Source organism: Pantoea trifolii (assembly GCF_024506435.1).
Taxonomy (GTDB): Bacteria; Pseudomonadota; Gammaproteobacteria; order Enterobacterales; family Enterobacteriaceae; genus Pantoea; species Pantoea trifolii.
Window position 1 is genome coordinate 3,269,567 of record NZ_JANIET010000001.1, and the last position, 18,470, is coordinate 3,288,036.

Below are 18,470 nucleotides of genomic sequence, written 5' to 3' on the forward strand. Positions count from 1 at the left end.
CTTAGACTTAGCCGCGACCCAATGCTGGGCGCTTGCGGTCGAATGACCAATTGGGCACCAGATACTGCATAGCGGTGGCGTCATTACGTGCGCCCGCCGGCAGCGATTTGTACAAAGCGTTGGCCTGATGCAGACGATCCCAATCCAGCTCGACGCCAAGGCCCGGCTTATCCGGCACGGCGATCTTGCCGTTGCGGATCTGCAGCGGCTCTTTGGTCAGGCGCTGATCGCCCTCCTGCCAAATCCAGTGCGTATCAATGGCGGTGGGTTTGCCCGGCGCAGCCGCGCCAACGTGGGTGAACATCGCCAGCGAAATATCGAAGTGGTTATTGGAGTGACAGCCCCAGGTTAATCCCCAGTCGTCGCACAGCTGCGCCACGCGCACGGCGCCGCTCAACGTCCAGAAGTGCGGATCGGCCAGCGGGATATCGACGGAATTGAGCATTACCGCGTGGTTCATCTCGCGCCAGTTGGTGGCGATCATGTTGGTGGCGACCGGCAAGCCTGTCGCACGGCGGAATTCAGCCATCACTTCGCGACCGGAATAGCCCTGCTCGGCACCGCACGGATCTTCGGCGTAGGTCAGCACATCGCCCATGCCTTTACACAAGCGAATGGCTTCGTCGAGCGTCCAGGCACCGTTGGGATCAACGGTGATGCGCGCATCGGGAAAGCGTTTTTTCAGCGCCGCCGCCGATTCAATTTCCTGCTCGCCCGGCAGCACGCCGCCTTTGAGTTTGAAATCTTTGAAGCCGTATTTGTCCTGCGCCGCTTCCGCCAGCCGCACCACAGATTCCGGCGTCAGCGCTTCCTGATGGCGTAAGTGATACCAATCGTGGCTGGCATTTTCGCCGGTCAGATAGGGCAAATCGGTTTTGCGACGATCGCCGAGATAAAACAGATAACCGAGCACCGTGACTTCATCGCGCTGCTGGCCCGGACCGAGCAGTTCCGCCACCGGCACGCCGAGGTATTGGCCGAGCAGATCGAGCAGCGCAGCTTCCAGTGCGGCCACCGCATTGACGCGCAGCTCGAAGGTCCACGCGCCTTTGCCGAAGGTATCGAAATCCGCCGACTGATTGCCTTTGTGCACCTGCTGCACCAGACGATTCATGCGCGCAACCTGCTGACCTTTTACCTGCGGAATCGCCTCAACCAGCGTTTGGTAGATGGTTTCACCGCCCGGTGCTTCACCGACGCCGGTATGTCCGGCGCTGTCAGTCAGCACCACAATATTGCGGGTGAAGCAGGCGCTGTGCGCGCCACCGATGTTGAGCAGCATGCTGTCGTAACCGGCAACCGGAATCACCTGCATGTCGGTGATGACCGGCGTGCTTTGCGTAGTCATAGTCCGTCCTTATGGCCTTGTTTTCAGCTCGACGCGTTTGATATCGCCGGCAATCACCAGGAAGCTAAATGCGGCGACAAAGGCATGGATACCGACATAAATCAGCGCGCCTTCGAAGGAACCGCTGGTGGCGATGATGTAACCGATAGCGATTGGCGTGACGATGCCGGAAAAGTTACCGAACATATTGAACAGACCGCCGCTCAAACCGCTGATCTCTTTCGGTGCAGTATCTGCCATCACCGCCCAACCCAGCGCGCCAATGCCTTTGCCGAAGAACGCCAGCGCCATGAAGAACACCACCACCCATTCGGTGTCGGTGTAGTTACACATCACCATCGAAATGGAAAGCAGCATGCCAAGCACAATCGGCGTTTTACGCGCGATATTCAGCGAACCGGTTTTGCGCATCAGATAATCAGAAATCACACCGCCCAAGACGCCGCCGAGGAAGCCGCATACCGCTGGAATCGAGGCAATAAAGCCCGCCTTCAGAATCGACATACCGCGCGCCTGCACCAGATAAACCGGGAACCAGGTGATAAAGAAGTAGGTTAAGGCGTTGACGCAGTATTGGCCGAGATAGATGCCCAGCATCATGCGGGAAGTCAGCAGCTGTTTGATCTGGAACCACTTCTCGCTCCAGCTCACTTTGCGGTCGTCCTTTTTGACGTCCATGTTGATCAGCGCGCCGCCCTGCTCCATGTACTCCAGTTCGGCTTTGTTAACGCCCGGATGATCGGTGGGATCGTGGATCACTTTCAGCCAGATGAAGCTGAGGATGATGCCCAATCCACCCATGAACCAGAACACGTGCGCCCAGCCCACTTCGGATACCAGCCAACCCATGATCGGCGCGAAGATCACCGTGGCGAAGTATTGCGCCGAGTTGAAGATCGCTACTGCGGTGCCGCGCTCCTGCGCCGGGAACCAGGCCGCAACGATGCGGCTGTTACCGGGAAAGGATGGCGCTTCCGCCAGGCCAACCAGGAAGCGCAACAGGAACAGCGAAATGATAATGCCAAAGCCGCTGAACAGATCGACGAAGCCCTGCAGCAAGGTGAACAGCGACCAGAGGAAGATGCTCCAGAAGTAGACGCGTTTTGAGCCGAAGCGGTCGAGCAGCCAGCCGCCCGGAATCTGACCAATAACGTACGCCCACGAGAAGGCGGAGAAGATGTAACCCAGGCCGACCGAATCAAGGCCGATATCTTTGGACATCGCCGAACCGGCAATCGAAATGGTTGCGCGGTCACCGTAGTTGAACGAGGTGACGATAAATAACATCACCACAATCCAGTAACGGGCATTGGTGCGCTTTTGCACCGCTTCCGCTGTCTGGCCGAAACTATTCATGATGCACTCCTGAAATATAGCGAACGCTACATCCACTCTGACTGCATACACATCGCGTTGGGTATCAGAATGATGTTGGGTTAAACACGGCGATTTTTATATTTGGCAATACGATGATGCGTCGTGACGAATAACCTAACGTTGAAGAACGAGAATCAGTATAGGAACAGCCTGGCGGCGAAACACTGGAAGAACGCATGAGGATGAAGGGCGAATGAGAATGATTTTATGGCATCTGCACATAACGCTGCGGCGTGGCTCACGGAACGCTTTTTTTCACCGCGATTTTGCCTGGTAAACGTACAGGCCAAGAGCAGTTTGTGAGTCCCTTCACTTGCGTTTGGATAAACGAACCAAAATCCTCTGATAAATCTCCTTAAAGCCAGTCAGTTGCACAATGCATCCGGCAAATACCCCTGCATATACTGAGGCTGGCAAAAAACGATGACGTGATGGACGTATTTTAAACCGCGCTGCTAAGTACAGTGCGACGAACTGGAAGGTGAGCAATGAACCGTCCTCTGACAGAAAAACCGCTCTATATCAAAGTGCACGATGCCGATAACGTGGCGATCGTGGTCAACAATCAGGGATTGCCGTCCGGCACCCGTTTCAACGATGGGCTGCAACTGACGGAGCATGTGCCGCAGGGACATAAAGTCGCGCTGAGCGACATCCCGCAAGCGGGCGCGATCCTGCGTTATGGTGAAGTGATTGGCTACGCGCTGCGTCCGATCCCACAAGGTAGCTGGATTGAAGAATCACTGGTGGCGCTGCCCGAAGCGCCACCGCTCAACAGTTTGCCGCTGGCAAACAATGTGCCGCCCGCGCTGCCGCCGCTGGAAGGTTATACCTTCGAAGGCTATCGCAACGCGGATGGCAGCGTGGGCACGCGTAACCTGCTCGGTATCACCACCAGCGTCCACTGCGTGGCAGGCGTGGTGGATTATGTGGTGCAGATCATCGAGCGTGATTTGCTGCCGCGCTATCCCAATGTCGATGGCGTGGTGGCGCTCAATCATCTGTATGGCTGCGGCGTGGCAATCAATGCGCCGGCCGCAGTGGTGCCGATTCGCACCATTCATAATCTGGCACTGAATCCCAATTTCGGTGGCGAAGTGATGATCGTCAGCCTTGGCTGCGAGAAATTACAGCCGGAACGTCTGCTGACCGGCACACCGGACGTGCAGGCAATTTCGCTGGATGACAACGACATTGTGCGTTTGCAGGATGAGCGGTTGGTGGGCTTTGGCGCGATGGTGGATGAAATCCTGCAGGTCGCCGAACGTCATCTGAAGAAGCTGAATCAACGCCAGCGCGAAACCTGTCCGGCATCAGAGCTGGTGATTGGCACGCAATGCGGCGGCAGCGATGCTTTCTCGGGCGTAACGGCGAACCCCGCCGTGGGATTTGCCTCCGACTTGCTGGTGCGCTGCGGCGCAACGGTAATGTTCTCAGAAGTGACCGAGGTGCGTGATGCCATTCATCTGCTGACGCCGCGCGTGGTGGATGAAGCGGTCGGTAAACGACTGCTGGAAGAGATGGCGTGGTATGACGATTATCTCAGCCAGGGCCAAACCGATCGCAGCGCCAATCCCTCGCCGGGCAACAAAAAAGGCGGGCTGGCGAATGTGGTGGAGAAAGCGCTGGGCTCGATTGCGAAGTCAGGTCGCAGCCCAATTGTTGAAGTGTTGTCGCCAGGTCAGCGCCCTACCAAACGCGGGCTGATTTATGCGGCCACGCCAGCCAGCGATTTCGTCTGTGGCACGCAGCAGATGGCATCGGGCATTACCTTGCAGGTGTTCACCACCGGGCGCGGCACGCCTTACGGTTTAGCCGCCATTCCGGTGATTAAGATGGCAACGCGCAATGCGCTGGCCGATCGCTGGCATGATTTGATGGATATTAATGCCGGAACCATTGCGACGGGCGAAGAGAGTATTGAACAGGTCGGTTGGCGACTGTTTGAGTTGATTCTGGAGATTGCCAGCGGGCGCAAACAGACGTGGTCGGATCGTTGGGGGATTCGTAATCAGCTGGCGGTATTTAATCCGGCGCCGGTGACGTGATGGTTGTTGCCCTCACCCTAGCCCTCTCCCACTTCGCGGGAGAGGGAACAAACCGTGCGGGCTGCACCCTCTAAATATTCCCTCTCCCGCTGGCGGGAGAGGGTTAGGGTGAGGGAAAAGTCATTACAGCAACTTACCCCAGCTCTCCACCCAAGGTGACGTCACTGATTCTGGCTCAGGATCTTCCGTCGCATCCACCAGCAATACCTCGCCGATACGCTGTGCGCTCTGCTCCTGCAAAGTGGCATCGAAGGTTTTACCGGCACCGCAGAAATGGTCATAGCTGCTATCGCCCAAGCCAATCACGCCGTAACGCAATTCAGGTTGATAACCCAGCTCATCGCGCACCTTAACATAGAGGCGGGCAATGTTATCCGGGAAGTCGCCCTGGCCAGTGGTTGAGGTGACAATCAGCACCACCTCTTTGCTATATGCCTGCCAATCCGCCATCGACGGATCTTCAAACACCTTCACCTCGTGGCCCTGCTCTTCCAGCACCGTCTGTGCTTCTTCAGCCACCAGCAGCGCATTGCCGTAAACCGTACCTGTAAAAATGCCAATCTTTGCCATCTTGCCGCTCCTTTATTCTGTTGGCTTATCCTGGACTGCATCAATGGCAAACTCAACCCTAGGAACATCAGGGATCTGATCCTGCCAGCCAAATTGCTCAAGCATCTGCTGCCAGACGCGATCCAGCCCGGCGCGAATCACTAAGGGCGCGCCGGTGACGGGATGGGTAAAGCTAAGTGCGCTGGCATGCAGCATCAGGCGATTAAGGCCAAAGTGTGCCGCCGCACCACGATTCTGGCGCAGATCGCCGTGCGCGCTGTCGCCAATAATCGGATGACGCAGATGCACCATGTGGCGGCGCAGCTGATGTTTACGGCCGGTGTGCGGCGCCATCTCCACCAGCGTATAGCGCGCGGTGTCATAACGGCTGATAGCGACCGGCATCTCAACGTGTGCCAGCGCCTGGTAATCCGTTACCGCCGGTTGGGCAACAGGTTCTTGAGTGGCGAATTTGTCGGCAATCTTATCCAGCTCTTCCACCAGCGGATAATCCAGCGTCGCGCCGCCTTCCAGCCAGCCGCGCAGCACCGCATGATAGGTTTTCTGCATCTGATGCTGTTCAAACTGCTGCGCCAGTAGATGGGCGACTTCGCTCGATAACGCCATCAGCAACACGCCAGACGTTGGGCGATCGAGGCGGTGCACGGTGAAGACATGCTGACCAATCTGGTCGCGCACCGTTTGCATCACTACCACTTTTTCATTGCGATCGAGCCAGCTGCGATGCACCAGCCAACCGGCTGGCTTATTCACCGCGACCAGCCACTCATCTTGATAAAGGATTTCGAGCATCAGGCGGAAGGTTCCTGGAACAGCGCATCAAATTTGTTGAGCGTCAGCAATAACGCCGCATAGCCTGCGGTGTCGTCTGGCAATGCGACTTCATAATAAGGTGCGATAGCGAAATTCTGCGGTAACGGCGCGCCACTTTCGAGCAGCGCATAAAAGCGCGGCATCAATACCCATTGCAGCCACTGCAGTGGCTCCATGGTATCGAGACAGAAAGGTTCGGTACTGGCGAAGGCGTTCGCCTCGGGGGATTGTGACTGCCAATGGCCGTGTTCGCGCATCACCGCTTCGACCTGCTGCAGGCGCTGAAAAATCATTTGCGACGACATGCGCCACCTCCAGAGAAAAATTGGGCGGCAAGCATACCATCAGTCACGCCCGGCGCAAAAATGGCATAAAAAAAGGGAGCACTGTGATTACAGTGCTCCCGGTTTTCGTTTGCAGCATTCCAGCTACTGCTGTGCTCCCTGCTCATCCATGACAACTTTTCCTGCGCTTTCCGTCGCTTGTCATCATGACATTGGTCCTTAGCATCCTGGCCCGCCACATTCCGCGTGGCTCTCATTCTCCGTCCTGGAGGTGTCCCTGACTCAATCCTGAGTGTCCTGCTTCGTCCTGAAGCCTTCCTTGTGCCGTAAACTCCGTTACGTTCCTGCCTCATGGCTGACATTCTCCTGAACGTCTCTTAATCCCCAGCATCCTGCCAGTGGTGACTATTCTCCCAGAAACCATCGCAATAACAAGCCAGTAAGAAGCGTTAATGGATTAAGCCCTGTCTTAATTTTCAGATTGATGCCATAAGTTCATGATTCACAATATTTTTACATTTACGGCTTCCAGAAGTCTGCACGATGATCTAGCGATCTCTCACACGCGGCGTGAGAGATCTCTCACAAAGCGAAGCCTGAAAATCTGCAAATCACTGAGTAACCGGTTGTAATGCATTAAGAAATGTCTTAACGGATGGCGCCAGCACTTCGCGCTTTTTAGTGCCAGGCTCCTCCAGAATGACCTCACCGGTAAGATTGCACAGCGCAATCACATCATTCTCTGAATCGGTGGTGGCGATAAACAAGGTCGGTGCTTGTCTTAAGCGGCGCTTCATGACCAGATGGCCAATCAGGTTCTCCTGCAGACGGGTGAAATCCGCTTCGCTCCATACCTGCAGCAGGGTAATCGGCCGCTGCTTTAAGGTTGCCGTCATATCGCCTGCAAATTGCGTGGTGTAAAACGCACTGATTTCCGGTTGCAGCTGCAGATCCAGTGCGCGCTCCACCGCTTCAAGCGTGGCCGGTAAGGTAAACGGCTGCGGCTGCCACAACACGCGGTCATCCAGCGTGCTGATAATACAATCTGAAGGAACGCCAAGCAGATCGGCGCTGGCGGGAAAATGTCCGGTTTGTTGCTGCCAATGTTCAACGTAGCGGGCGGTAAACTCACGCAGAGCATCTACGGTTTGCTGCATCATTCATATTCTCGCAGGTGTTAGGTTACACTTAACCACTTTGATGAAATTTAGTGGTAACCGTTATGTCTTCTGAAAACCGGGATCAGGCATTAAGCGGCCTGACCTTAGGTAAGCCCACGGCTTATGTTGATCGTTACGATAACACGCTGCTGCAATCCGTACCGCGCAGCCTGAACCGTGAGCCGCTTGGGCTGTATCCCGATACACTGCCATTTACTGGTGCAGATATCTGGACGCTATACGAACTCTCCTGGCTCAACAGCAAAGGCGTTCCGCAAGTCGCGGTGGGCGAAGTGGTGCTGCGCGCCGATAGCCAAAACCTGATCGAGTCGAAGAGTTTCAAGCTCTATCTTAACAGTTTTAATCAGACAGTTTTCGCTGACTGGGGCGAAGTGCGCCAGACGCTGGAGCGCGATCTCAGCGCCTGCGCAAAGGGTCAGGTCAGCGTGGCCCTGTTTCGTCTTAGCGAAGTGGAAGGCCAGCCAATCGGCCACTTCAATGGCGAAGTGATTGATGAGCAAGATATCGAAATCCACGATTACGCCTTCAACGCAGATTATCTGGCGCAGGCTGCTGGCCGCGAGGTGGTTGAAGAAACGCTGGTTAGCCATCTGCTGAAATCAAACTGCTTAATCACCAATCAGCCCGATTGGGGCTCGGTAATGATCCGCTACAAAGGCCCGCGTATCGATCGTGAAGCGCTGCTGCGTTATCTGATCTCATTCCGTCAGCACAATGAGTTTCATGAGCAGTGCGTTGAACGCATTTTCAACGACGTTCAGTGCTTTTGTCAGCCAGAAGCGTTAACCGTTTATGCACGTTACACGCGGCGCGGCGGTCTGGATATCAATCCGTGGCGCAGCAACGTGCCCTTCTCTCCCGGTTTTTCCCGCCTGGTTCGCCAGTAACAGATTGCGAGACGCCTCGCAGGGCGCTGCACGGATGCGCGGTTCCTCTTGAGCATTCACGGCGGACAACGTTACTCTGTTGAAGGCGCGATTGAAGCATGCGCGACCAGGGATTTTCGTCGCTGCGTTAATAAGTTAAGCGCAGCGTCATCAGCCACGCATTTGCGTGTAAAGGAGTTCTCTTGATTACACATATCAGCCCGCTTGGCTCGATGGATCTGCTCTCCCAGCTTGAAGTCGACATGCTGAAGCGCACCGCCAGCAGCGACCTTTATCAGCTGTTTCGTAACTGTTCTCTTGCGGTACTCAATTCCGGCAGCCAAACCGACAGCAGCCAGGAATTGCTTTCGCGTTTCGAAAACTTTGATATCAACGTGTTGCGCCGTGAACGCGGCGTGAAACTTGAACTCATCAACCCGCCGGAAGAGGCGTTTGTTGATGGCCGTATTATTCGTTCGCTGCAGGCGAACCTGTTTGCCGTGCTGCGCGACATCCTGTTTGTGAACGGACAACTGGCGGCCACCGAACGCTGCCAGAGTGATGAACCGGAAGACTCTGCGCATATCACCAATCAGGTTTTTTCGATTCTGCGTAACGCGCGTGCGCTCCATATTGGTGAGTACCCGAATACCGTGGTGTGCTGGGGCGGTCACTCGATCAATGCGGTGGAATACCAATATTGCCGCAATGTCGGCACACAAATGGGCCTGCGCGAACTCAACATCTGTACCGGTTGCGGGCCTGGCGTGATGGAAGCCCCGATGAAAGGTGCCGCCGTTGGCCATGCGCAGCAGCGCTATCATGACAGCCGCTTTATCGGCCTGACCGAACCGTCAATCATTGCCGCAGAGCCACCGAATCCGCTGGTCAATGAGCTGATCATCATGCCGGATATCGAAAAACGCCTCGAAGCCTTTGTGCGTATCGCCCACGGCATCGTGATTTTCCCAGGCGGCGTAGGCACAGCGGAAGAGCTGCTCTATCTGTTGGGTATTTTGATGAATCCGCATAACAGCGATCAGGTACTTCCGCTGATTCTGACCGGACCCAAAGAGAGCGCCGACTACTTCCGCGTGCTGGATGATTTCATCGTTAACACGCTGGGTGAAGGCGCACGCAAGCACTACAAAATCATCATTGATGATGCCGCTGAAGTAGCGCGTCTGATGAAGAAAGCCATGCCGCAGGTGAAAGAGTATCGTCGCGAAACCGGCGATGCCTACAGCTTTAACTGGTCGATTCGTATCGCACCCGAATTGCAGGTGCCCTTCCTGCCGACGCACGAGAATATGGCAAACCTGAAGCTGTTTCCGGATCAGCCTGCCGAGCTGTTGGCAGCGGATCTGCGTCGCGCTTTCTCCGGCATTGTCGCGGGTAACGTTAAAGAGATCGGGATTCGTGAAATTCGCGAGAAAGGTCCATATAAGCTGCACGGCGATGCCAATCTCATGCACCGCATGGATGAGCTGTTGCAAGGCTTTGTCGCACAGCAGCGCATGAAGCTGCCGGGCAGCGCCTACATCCCTTGCTACGAAATCATCAAATAACCCATCAGGAAGGCAGCCTGCGGGCTGCCACTATCGCTATGTCGTTTCATCTTCTTATCATTGATGCACTCAATCTGATTCGCCGTCTGCACGCCGTTCAGGGATCGCCGTGCCGCGACAGCTGTGTTGCCGCCTTGCATCAGTTATTAGGACATACCCAGCCCACGCACGTGGTGGCGGTGTTTGATAGCCATGAGCGTCAGCCCGGTTGGCGCCATCAACTTTTGCCGGATTACAAAGCGGGCCGTCCGCCGATGCCGGAAGATTTGCATCTGGAGATGCCCGCGCTGCAGGACGCCTTCCGCGCAGCAGGCGTCAGCTGTTGGGTGGCCGATTTAGACGAAGCCGATGATCTCGCCGCCACGCTGGCGGTGAAAATGGCTGACGCCGGTCATCAAGCAACCATTGTCTCGACCGATAAAGGTTATTGCCAGCTGCTGGCACCCAACATTCGTATTCGCGACTATTTCCAGAAGCGCTGGCTGGATGTGCCATTTATCGAGCAAGAGTTTGGCGTAACGCCCGCGCAGTTGCCTGATTACTGGGGATTGTGCGGTATCAGCAGCAGTAAAATTCCCGGCGTACCCGGCATTGGCCCGAAAAGCGCCCGTGAGCTGTTAATGCAGTTTGGTTCGCTGGATGCGATTTATCAGCAATGGGATCAGGTGCCGAGCAAGTGGCAGGGGAAATTGCAGGAACAGCGGGAGATGGCAGAAATCTGCCGCAAGGTCTCGACGTTAAAACGGGATTTGGTTTTACAGGGCAATCTCAATACATTGAGATATCATACAAAATAGCGGTCACCATAAATGGCGACCCTACAAAACACATCATATCCTGCGAAATAATTTGTGCTACAGCAAGGCGGCAAGTGCGCGAGTCCCCGGGAGCATACATCAGTATGTGACCGGGGCGAGCAAACGCAGCCAACGCCGCTGTAGTGCAAAGTATGAAGCAGGACCGCTGTAGTGCAAAGTATGAAGCAGGACTAGCGCTCGTCGCGACGGCCGCCAACTGCCGCCCACAACCGGCGTACGTGAACGGTGACCTCTTCGCGGTCGTGATAGAGCTGACGTGCCTGAATCTGGGCATTTATGCCCTGCGCTTTCAGCGCGTCATCAATCATCGCCAGGTTCTGCGTCACTTCTTCGTAGCGCTTTTTCATGGGCAGCTTAAGGTTGAAGATCGCTTCACGGCACCAGCCATTCACCAGCCATTCGGTCATCAGGCTCGCTACGCGCACCGGTTTTTCCACCATGTCGCACACCAGCCAGCTGATATTGGTACGCGGCGGACGGAATTTAAAACCATCTTCGCGGCAGTGCGTGACTTGTCCGGTATCCATCAGGCTTGGCGCCATCGGACCGTTATCCACCGCAAATACCCACATGCTGCGTTTCACCAGCTGATAGGTCCAGCCGCCGGGGCAAGCGCCAAGATCGACGGCGTACATGCCGCTGGCTAAACGCTCATCCCACTCATCCGCCGGCACAAACACGTGGAAGGCCTCTTCCAGCTTGAGCGTGGAACGGCTCGGCGCATCGGACGGGAACTTCAGGCGCGGGATGCCCATGTAGAATGGTGAGTTGTTTTCCGGCAGCGAATAGCCAACGTAGCAGGTGCCCGGCGCAATAAAGAACACATGCACCACCGGACGCTTCGGCGTTTCGTAATTAAGCAGGATTTTGCTTTCACGCAGGCTGGCACGCAGCGGCACAGTTAATTTACGGCAGAACTTGGTGAGCTCTTTCGCTTCATTGGTATCCGGCACTTCAACGCGCAGTTCACCGCCCTTCTCCACCACACCGGTCAGCATGCCGACAATCGGCGTGATGCGATCTTCTGGCGGCAGATCGCGCAGCAGCTCTCCCACCACCAGCATCTGACGCGCAAAGATCAGCTCGGCAAACGGCAGCGTTTGGATCAGCTTTTCAGCGTCTTCCTGCTGATAGCACTCATACAGCACGTAACCCGAGTCATCTTTGACGCGCGGGAAGCCGTAAATCTCGCGCTCAGCTGCTTTCGCGCTGATTTCTGCCGCGCACTCTTTCTCAAATCCCGGACGGCAATAGAGTAAAACTTTATTCATGGCGATCTGCCTTTCGTTTCAGACGCAGTGCGCCAATCAACATCAAGAACCAGCCAATAAGGAAGCACAAGCCGCCCACTGGCGTAACAAAAACCCAAAACTTCATGTGCGACAGCGCCAGACAATAGAGGCTGCCACTGAACAACACGGTACCGAGCGCCATCGCAGCGCTACTCCAGTAAAACCAGATATTGGCGCGGCGCAGCATGGCGGCACCCAAGCCGATCACCGCCAGCGTGTGATACGCCTGATATTCGAGGCCGGTATGTATCCACGCCATTTCGGCCGGGCCGAGCGATTTGCTCAGCACATGCGCCCCGAAAGCACCAAACGCCACCAGTAAAAATCCACTGATAGCAGCAAAAACAAACATGGCACGACTGGACATCAAAGAATCCTCAAGGTAATGCGCACATCACTGTGCAGCCATCGATGCATTAGTGATCGTAGCGAAAACGGAATTTTTCTTGTTCATTGGCCGCTTTTTCCAGGATCCACTGACGAAAGGCGGCTATTTTACCCAGTTCTGCCTGGCTGTCATGACAAACCAGATAAAAAGCATTTTTACTGACTAATACGTCATTAAAAGGACACACCAGACGACCAGCTTCAATCTCACTCTGCGCCATCACATTATTTGCCAGCGCCACGCCCTGACCATGTATCGCCGCCTGCAGCACCATCGCGCTGTGGCTGAAGATCGGGCCCTGTTGCACATTAATGTGCTGCAATCCCAGCTGGCGCGTATAAGATTGCCAGTCGCGGCGCGATGCATCATGCAGCAGCGTGCAGTGCGCCAAATCAGCCGGTGATTTGAGCGGATTGTCGCCGGTCAGCAACATTGGTGAGCAGACCGGCAGCAAATATTCGGCATACAATTTCTCAACCCGCAGACCTGGCCAATTGCCGCGACCGTAGAAAATCGCCACGTCAACATCATCCGCCAGTTTCTCCTCATCACGGTCCACCGCCTGGATACGCACGTCGATGCCCGGATAAGCCATATTAAAGCTGGAAAGGCGAGGCACCAGCCACTGAATGGCGAAACTCGGCAGCAAACTGACGGTAAGTGCACCTTTGGCGCTGCGCGCCTGCAACTTACGTGTCGCATCGTTTAGGGCGGAGAAAATCTCCTTGATGTCTAAATAGTAGCTTTGACCTTCTTCTGTCAGTAAAAGCGAACGATTCCTCCGGCGAAACAGCTTTAAACCTAAGAAATCTTCCAGAGATTTGATCTGATGGCTGACAGCAGCCTGGGTAACAAACAGCTCTTCAGCGGCTTTGGTGAAGCTTAAATGACGGGCAGCAGCATCGAAGACGCGTAAAGCATTGAGCGGCGGAAGGCGTTTAGACATGGTTTTCCGTATCCGGATTGACAAGGTAATACTTCAACTTATACAAAGTCGCTACGTATTAGTTTTTTTAATCCGAGACATTATAATTTGTCCGTTGAGGAAGCTCCAGCAAATACCTATAGTTGCCGCACTTCCTGAGCCGGAACGAAAAGATTTCTGGAAACGTGCGAGAGATCGCAGACTTTTGGAGAGCTTTTGGCTTGTGGTCGTGATGTTGTGTTTGCATTTTGATCTGCCGCTTGCAGATCAAGCTTTTAATTCCTGTAGATTTACCCTGTCTGTCCATAGTGATTTTAAATAGCACCGCAAATTGCGGTGCTTTTTTTTGCCTAATTACTGCCCCATCTCTACCATCTCTTTAACGTCAGAGCGGTTAATCTGCTGCTTGTTGCCATTGGCATCCTGATAGCTGATCATACCGGTTTCATCATCAACTTTAGGTTTGCCGTCGGCGACGATGGTGCGACCATCATTAGTGTGCATCACGTAATTGCTGGAACATGCGGACAGGGTAAAGGCCAGAGTACATACGGCCAGCACTGCGGTGAGTTTATTCATCTTATTTCTCCTTGCAGATTGATTGCATTAAACCACCCGCATGCGCTCACCAAAGGTAGCGCCAGTGAAATCGACTGTGAATAGCGACGCGTTATGCGGGTTTCGGTTCAAACCTTGCAATAATTAGCATAACGCGCTTTTCCAGCTTTGCCAGGCAACGGGCCAGCTTTCAGCCTGGTCCTAATATGATTAACAGTGGGCTGAGTATGACCATTTTTTCCCCAGGCGCCTTCCGCCAGCAGTTCCCCGCAATGAGCGATGCCGGTATCTACCTCGATAGCGCGGCCACTGCGCTCAAGCCGCAGGCGGTGATCGACGCAACGGCACAGTTCTACAGCTTAAGCGCGGGCACCGTGCATCGTAGCCAGTTCGCTGCCGCTCGCGCATTAACCGAAAAGTACGAACAGGCGCGCGGTTTAGTGGCGCGCTGGCTCAATGCTGCGGACGATCGGCAGATTGTCTGGACGCGCGGTACCACCGAAGCGATCAATCTGGTGGCGAACAGCTGGCTGGCGCCGCGACTGCAGGCTGGCGATGAAATCGTAGTTAGCGAAGCCGAACATCACGCCAATCTGGTGCCGTGGCTAATGGTGGCAAAAGCGGCGGGCGCGAAAGTAGTGAAATGGCCGCTGGGCGCCGATCGTCTACCGGATATCGCGCAGTTGCCGGCATTGCTCAATTCACGCACCCGATTGTTAGCCGTTGGCCAGATGTCGAACGTCACCGGCGGCTGTCCGGATCTGGCGCAGGCGATCCGTTTAGCCCATGACGTCGGCGCCAAAGTGATGGTAGATGGCGCACAAGGCGTGGTGCATTGTCCGCCGGATGTGCAGGCGCTGGATATTGATTTCTATGCTTTTTCCGGCCATAAACTTTACGGCCCAATGGGCATTGGCGTGCTGTATGGTAAGGCGGAATTGCTGGAAGCGATGGATCCATGGCAAGGCGGCGGCAAAATGCTGACGCAGGTCGATTTTAACGGTTTCACGCCGCAGCCAGTACCGTGGCGTTTTGAGGCCGGAACGCCCAACGTTGCGGGCGTGGTGGGTTTGAGTGCCGCGCTGGAGTGGCTGGCGCAACATGATGGCAAAAAAGCCGAAATGTGGAGCCAGCAGCTGGCCAGCCTCGCTGAAGAGCAGCTGAGCGACATCGCCGGTTTCCGCAGCTTCCGCTGTGGCAATGCCAGCCTGCTGGCGTTTGATATTGCCGGCATTCATCACAGCGACATCGTCACGCTGCTCGCCGAGCACGGCATCGCATTACGCGCCGGACAGCACTGCGCGCAGCCGCTGATGGCGGCGCTTGGCGTTACCGGCACGCTGCGTGTCTCGTTCGCCCCCTATAATAATTTGCAGGACGTGGATGCGCTGGTGCGCGCCATGCGCCATGCCGTCGATTTACTGAGTGAATAAGCCCATGACATCAACCCTGCTCGCCCCGCATCCGTTCGGCGATCTGATTACCGCCGCCAGCCTGACGGAAAAATTCAGCTATTTTCATCAGTGGGAAGATCGCTATCGTCAGTTGATCCAGCTCAGCCGCCAGCTGCCTGCGTTAGCCGAAGAGCTAAAGACGGCGGATATCGAGCTTACAGGCTGTGAAAATCGCGTGTGGCTCAGCTGCCAGCTGTTGAACGACGGCACGCTGCACTTTTATGGCGACAGTGAAGGACGCATCGTGCGTGGATTGCTGGCGGTGTTACTGACGGCGGTGGAAGGCAAAACGCCAGCCGACTTGCTACAGCAAGATCCGCTGGCGTTGTTTGATACGTTAGGGCTGCGTGCGCAGCTGAGTGCGTCGCGCAGCAGCGGCTTACAGGCGCTGGCGGATGCGGTGCAACGCGCTGCACGTCAGCACACTCAGGCCGTTTGACGCGCCGCTTTCGCCAGAAACTTCTTCAACGCGTGAGAAACCGCCACAAACCCGAAAGTGGCGGTCACCATGGTCGCCGCGCCGAATCCGGCGGCACAATCCATCCGTTTCGGCCCTTCGGCGGTGGAGCGTGAAGTGCACACGCTGCCGTCCGGCTGCGGATACATCAGTGCTTCCGTTGAGAACACGCAGTCGATGCCGAGCTTGCCTTTGCTGTTCTTCACCACGCCGAAATCCCCTTTCAATCTCTCACGCAGCTTAGCCGCCAGCGGATCCTGAATGGTTTTCGCCAGATCGCTAACCTGGATCTGTGTGGGATCGATCTGGCCGCCCGCGCCGCCGGTGGTAATCAGCGGGATCTTGTTGCGACGACACCAGGCAATCAACGCAGCTTTGGGCCGCACGCTATCAATCGCATCAATCACGTAGTCAAACCCCGCTGATAACAGTTCGGCGGTATTCTCCGGCGTGATGAAGTCATCAATACAGATCACTTCGCATTCCGGATTGATGGCGCGCATACGTTCCGCCATCACTTCGGTTTTCGCCTGGCCCACTTTGCCCTGCAGCGCATGAATCTGGCGGTTGGTATTGGTGATACAGACATCGTCCATATCAATCAGGGTGATTTTACCGATGCCGGTGCGCGCTAACGCTTCCGCCGCCCACGATCCCACCCCCCCAATACCAATCACGCAAAAATGCGCGTCGGCAAAACGCTGTAGCGCGTCCTGCCCATAAAGACGCGCCGTGCCGCCAAAACGTTGTCGCCAGGCGTCGCTGACTACTGTCATAACCAAACCTTTCCGCTAAAACGGGACATTAATTAGAACCTAACAGCAGCGAACCGTTGTTGCCATTTTGTGGGTTGCTGAACATCGGCTGACCGGTGCCCGGCGCGGCTTTCAATACCCAGACGCGGCCATAGTGGTTGTAGAAACCGGCCAGATGCGCCGCATCGGGGCCAACGCCCTGATAGATATCGAAGTGCTGGCCTTTAATCGCGCCGCCCACGTCCAACGCCACCATCAGGCGCATCTCATATTTGCCATTGAACTTGCCCTTCTCGTTCAGCTGCGGCACTTCCGCCAACAGCACGGTTCCGGCTGGAATCAGTGAACGATCGGAGGCAACAGAGGCTTTGGCAATTAGCGGTACCGCGCTGGCACCGCGCACCGGCACATACTCTTCCGGTTTAAAGAAGACGAAGGATTGATTGGTTTCCAGCACCGAACGCACTTCCTGTGGCGAATGCTCTTGCGCCCACTGGCGAATCGCCTGCATCGACATATCTTCGCGCTTCACTTCACCGCGATCGATCAGCTCTTTACCAATGCTGTGGTAAGCCCAGCCATTTTTGCCGCCGTAGCCAAAGAAGCGCAGCGGACGGCCATCGCCAAAATCAACGTAGCCGCTGCCCTGCACATCCATCATGAAGTTATCGATCAGCGAGTTGCTGTAAGCAATGATGTAGCGATCGTCGAGCCCGCCGCTATATATAGAAGCGCGACTCGGCAGCTTCTGTCCGCGCGGACGCGGCGGCATACGATAAATCGGATACTGGAACTCGCCCTGACGGGTATAACGCGCTTCCACGACCGGCGTGTAGTAGCCGGTGAATTGCACGTTACCGTAATTGTCGGTGCCTTCCATCTGGTAGGCATTCAAACCAAACTGATTAAGCTGACGCGTATCGGCGCCGGACAGCAGCCAGTTTTGCACTGCGCTGTAGGTGCCGTTGTTGCGCCCAAACAGGCCAGAAGAGGCGGTTTGAATCTGCACCACCTGATCGCCAAAGTCTTTACCGTTCACCGGACGCCCTTTGGCATTCGGCTGATTGACCAGCCCGAGCGGTTGCTCCAGCTTGCCATCAATATATTGTTGACCGCGGTCGGTCGGTTTGGAACTACAGCCCGCTAACAGCGCGATAAATGCGCCAGTAAGTGCATACTTCGCCCAATGTCCTTTCATAACCTTCTCTTTTTATCGATTGTTTGCCCGGCGAAGATAGCAAAGGGACAGAGAGATTGAAATCTGCCCTAAGCGGTCACGCTCACATCTGTACAATAATTCACCCAATGGCGAGTTTATTCATCAACTGACTGTAAATTTAGCGTTTTGTCTCAAAAAGGGGTTGCATCGCCGCGCGTCCAGAGTATAGTGCGCATCCACGGACGCGGGGTGGAGCAGCCTGGTAGCTCGTCGGGCTCATAACCCGAAGGTCGTCGGTTCAAATCCGGCCCCCGCAACCAATTCTTCTTAAATGAAGAGACAATGTGAAGTGTCGTGTAACGCGTCAGTCGGACGCGGGGTGGAGCAGCCTGGTAGCTCGTCGGGCTCATAACCCGAAGGTCGTCGGTTCAAATCCGGCCCCCGCAACCAATTGTCTTAAGAAGAATACAATGTGAAAAGTCGCTTAACGCGACAGACGGACGCGGGGTGGAGCAGCCTGGTAGCTCGTCGGGCTCATAACCCGAAGGTCGTCGGTTCAAATCCGGCCCCCGCAACCAATCATTTAAACACCTTAACGGGTGTTTTTTT

General features: G+C 55.4%; 18 protein-coding genes and 3 tRNA genes. 9 read left to right on the forward strand and 12 right to left on the reverse strand.

The window, feature by feature from the left end; genetic code table 11:
* Window positions 1-7 precede the first annotated feature (7 nt).
* Both NQH49_RS15190 and NQH49_RS15195 read right to left on the reverse strand, forming a co-directional pair.
* Window positions 8-1,348, reverse strand: coding sequence for an enolase C-terminal domain-like protein (locus NQH49_RS15190; protein WP_256697237.1), 1,341 nt, complete (start codon window positions 1,346-1,348; stop codon window positions 8-10).
* A gap of 9 nt (window positions 1,349-1,357) precedes the next feature.
* Window positions 1,358-2,704, reverse strand: a complete 1,347-nt coding sequence (locus NQH49_RS15195; protein ID WP_256697238.1) for an MFS transporter — start codon at window positions 2,702-2,704, stop codon at window positions 1,358-1,360.
* Between the two features lie 509 nt (window positions 2,705-3,213).
* Here NQH49_RS15195 and garD point away from each other — a divergent pair.
* A complete protein-coding gene (gene garD / locus NQH49_RS15200; RefSeq protein WP_256697239.1) occupies window positions 3,214-4,773 on the forward strand; it encodes a galactarate dehydratase in 1,560 nt (519 codons plus the stop codon).
* 123 nt (window positions 4,774-4,896) lie between these two features.
* Here garD and NQH49_RS15205 read toward each other — a convergent pair whose 3' ends face one another.
* From NQH49_RS15205 to syd, 4 genes are all read right to left on the reverse strand, one after another.
* Entirely contained in the window at window positions 4,897-5,343 is a 447-nt protein-coding gene (locus NQH49_RS15205; protein ID WP_256697240.1) for a flavodoxin, read from the reverse strand.
* Window positions 5,344-5,355: 12 nt separating this feature from the next.
* Window positions 5,356-6,135 (reverse strand): tRNA pseudouridine(65) synthase TruC, encoded by a 780-nt coding sequence (gene truC / locus NQH49_RS15210; RefSeq protein ID WP_256697241.1) that lies wholly within the window; start codon window positions 6,133-6,135, stop codon window positions 5,356-5,358.
* The gene (locus NQH49_RS15215; RefSeq protein WP_256697242.1) at window positions 6,135-6,461 is read right to left on the reverse strand and encodes a YqcC family protein; all 327 of its coding nucleotides are present in this window, start codon (window positions 6,459-6,461) and stop codon (window positions 6,135-6,137) included. The genes truC and NQH49_RS15215 overlap by 1 nt, the downstream gene beginning before the upstream one ends.
* A 590-nt stretch (window positions 6,462-7,051) precedes the next feature.
* Window positions 7,052-7,600 (reverse strand): SecY-interacting protein, encoded by a 549-nt coding sequence (gene syd, locus NQH49_RS15220; RefSeq protein ID WP_256697243.1) that lies wholly within the window; start codon window positions 7,598-7,600, stop codon window positions 7,052-7,054.
* A gap of 62 nt (window positions 7,601-7,662) precedes the next feature.
* Between syd and queF the strand changes: the two genes are divergently transcribed.
* From queF to xni, 3 genes are all read left to right on the forward strand, one after another.
* A complete protein-coding gene (queF, locus tag NQH49_RS15225; protein WP_256697244.1) occupies window positions 7,663-8,508 on the forward strand; it encodes an NADPH-dependent 7-cyano-7-deazaguanine reductase QueF in 846 nt (281 codons plus the stop codon).
* Window positions 8,509-8,690: 182 nt separating this feature from the next.
* Complete coding sequence (gene ppnN, locus NQH49_RS15230; protein ID WP_256697245.1) at window positions 8,691-10,055, forward strand: nucleotide 5'-monophosphate nucleosidase PpnN; 1,365 nt, start codon at window positions 8,691-8,693, stop codon at window positions 10,053-10,055.
* A gap of 38 nt (window positions 10,056-10,093) precedes the next feature.
* Window positions 10,094-10,852, forward strand: coding sequence for a flap endonuclease Xni (gene xni, locus NQH49_RS15235; protein ID WP_256697246.1), 759 nt, complete (start codon window positions 10,094-10,096; stop codon window positions 10,850-10,852).
* Window positions 10,853-11,043: 191 nt separating this feature from the next.
* On the opposite strand, the gene rlmM is transcribed toward xni, so the two are convergent.
* The 4 genes from rlmM to NQH49_RS15255 form a co-directional block, all read right to left on the reverse strand.
* Window positions 11,044-12,144, reverse strand: a complete 1,101-nt coding sequence (gene rlmM, locus NQH49_RS15240) for a 23S rRNA (cytidine(2498)-2'-O)-methyltransferase RlmM (RefSeq protein ID WP_061719908.1) — start codon at window positions 12,142-12,144, stop codon at window positions 11,044-11,046.
* Window positions 12,137-12,532, reverse strand: a complete 396-nt coding sequence (locus NQH49_RS15245; protein ID WP_008109570.1) for a DUF423 domain-containing protein — start codon at window positions 12,530-12,532, stop codon at window positions 12,137-12,139. Before NQH49_RS15245 ends, rlmM begins: the two co-directional genes overlap by 8 nt.
* Window positions 12,533-12,581: 49 nt before the next feature.
* The gene (locus NQH49_RS15250) at window positions 12,582-13,499 is read right to left on the reverse strand and encodes a transcriptional regulator GcvA (protein WP_008109573.1); all 918 of its coding nucleotides are present in this window, start codon (window positions 13,497-13,499) and stop codon (window positions 12,582-12,584) included.
* Between the two features lie 333 nt (window positions 13,500-13,832).
* Window positions 13,833-14,057, reverse strand: a complete 225-nt coding sequence (locus tag NQH49_RS15255) for a YgdI/YgdR family lipoprotein (protein WP_008109575.1) — start codon at window positions 14,055-14,057, stop codon at window positions 13,833-13,835.
* Between the two features lie 206 nt (window positions 14,058-14,263).
* On the opposite strand from NQH49_RS15255, the gene csdA reads away from it, so the two are divergent.
* Together csdA and csdE are read left to right on the forward strand one after the other, a co-directional pair.
* A complete protein-coding gene (csdA, locus tag NQH49_RS15260) occupies window positions 14,264-15,469 on the forward strand; it encodes a cysteine desulfurase CsdA (protein WP_256697247.1) in 1,206 nt (401 codons plus the stop codon).
* A 4-nt stretch (window positions 15,470-15,473) separates the two neighbouring features.
* A complete protein-coding gene (csdE, locus tag NQH49_RS15265) occupies window positions 15,474-15,929 on the forward strand; it encodes a cysteine desulfurase sulfur acceptor subunit CsdE (RefSeq protein WP_256697248.1) in 456 nt (151 codons plus the stop codon).
* Here the strand turns inward: csdE and tcdA are convergent.
* Window positions 15,917-16,723 carry a tRNA cyclic N6-threonylcarbamoyladenosine(37) synthase TcdA gene (gene tcdA / locus NQH49_RS15270; protein WP_101762004.1) on the reverse strand — a complete coding sequence of 269 codons (807 nt, stop codon included), beginning with the start codon at window positions 16,721-16,723 and terminating at the stop codon, window positions 15,917-15,919. The genes csdE and tcdA overlap by 13 nt on opposite strands.
* A gap of 28 nt (window positions 16,724-16,751) precedes the next feature.
* Window positions 16,752-17,900 carry a murein transglycosylase A gene (gene mltA / locus NQH49_RS15275; RefSeq protein WP_256697249.1) on the reverse strand — a complete coding sequence of 383 codons (1,149 nt, stop codon included), beginning with the start codon at window positions 17,898-17,900 and terminating at the stop codon, window positions 16,752-16,754.
* Between the two features lie 204 nt (window positions 17,901-18,104).
* Here mltA and NQH49_RS15280 point away from each other — a divergent pair.
* The 3 genes from NQH49_RS15280 (at window position 18,105) to NQH49_RS15290 (ending at window position 18,439) form a co-directional block, all read left to right on the forward strand.
* Window positions 18,105-18,181: transfer RNA gene (locus tag NQH49_RS15280), tRNA-Met, on the forward strand.
* 53 nt (window positions 18,182-18,234) lie between these two features.
* Window positions 18,235-18,311 (forward strand) — tRNA-Met (locus tag NQH49_RS15285).
* Between the two features lie 51 nt (window positions 18,312-18,362).
* Window positions 18,363-18,439: transfer RNA gene (locus tag NQH49_RS15290), tRNA-Met, on the forward strand.
* Window positions 18,440-18,470: the final 31 nt, after the last annotated feature.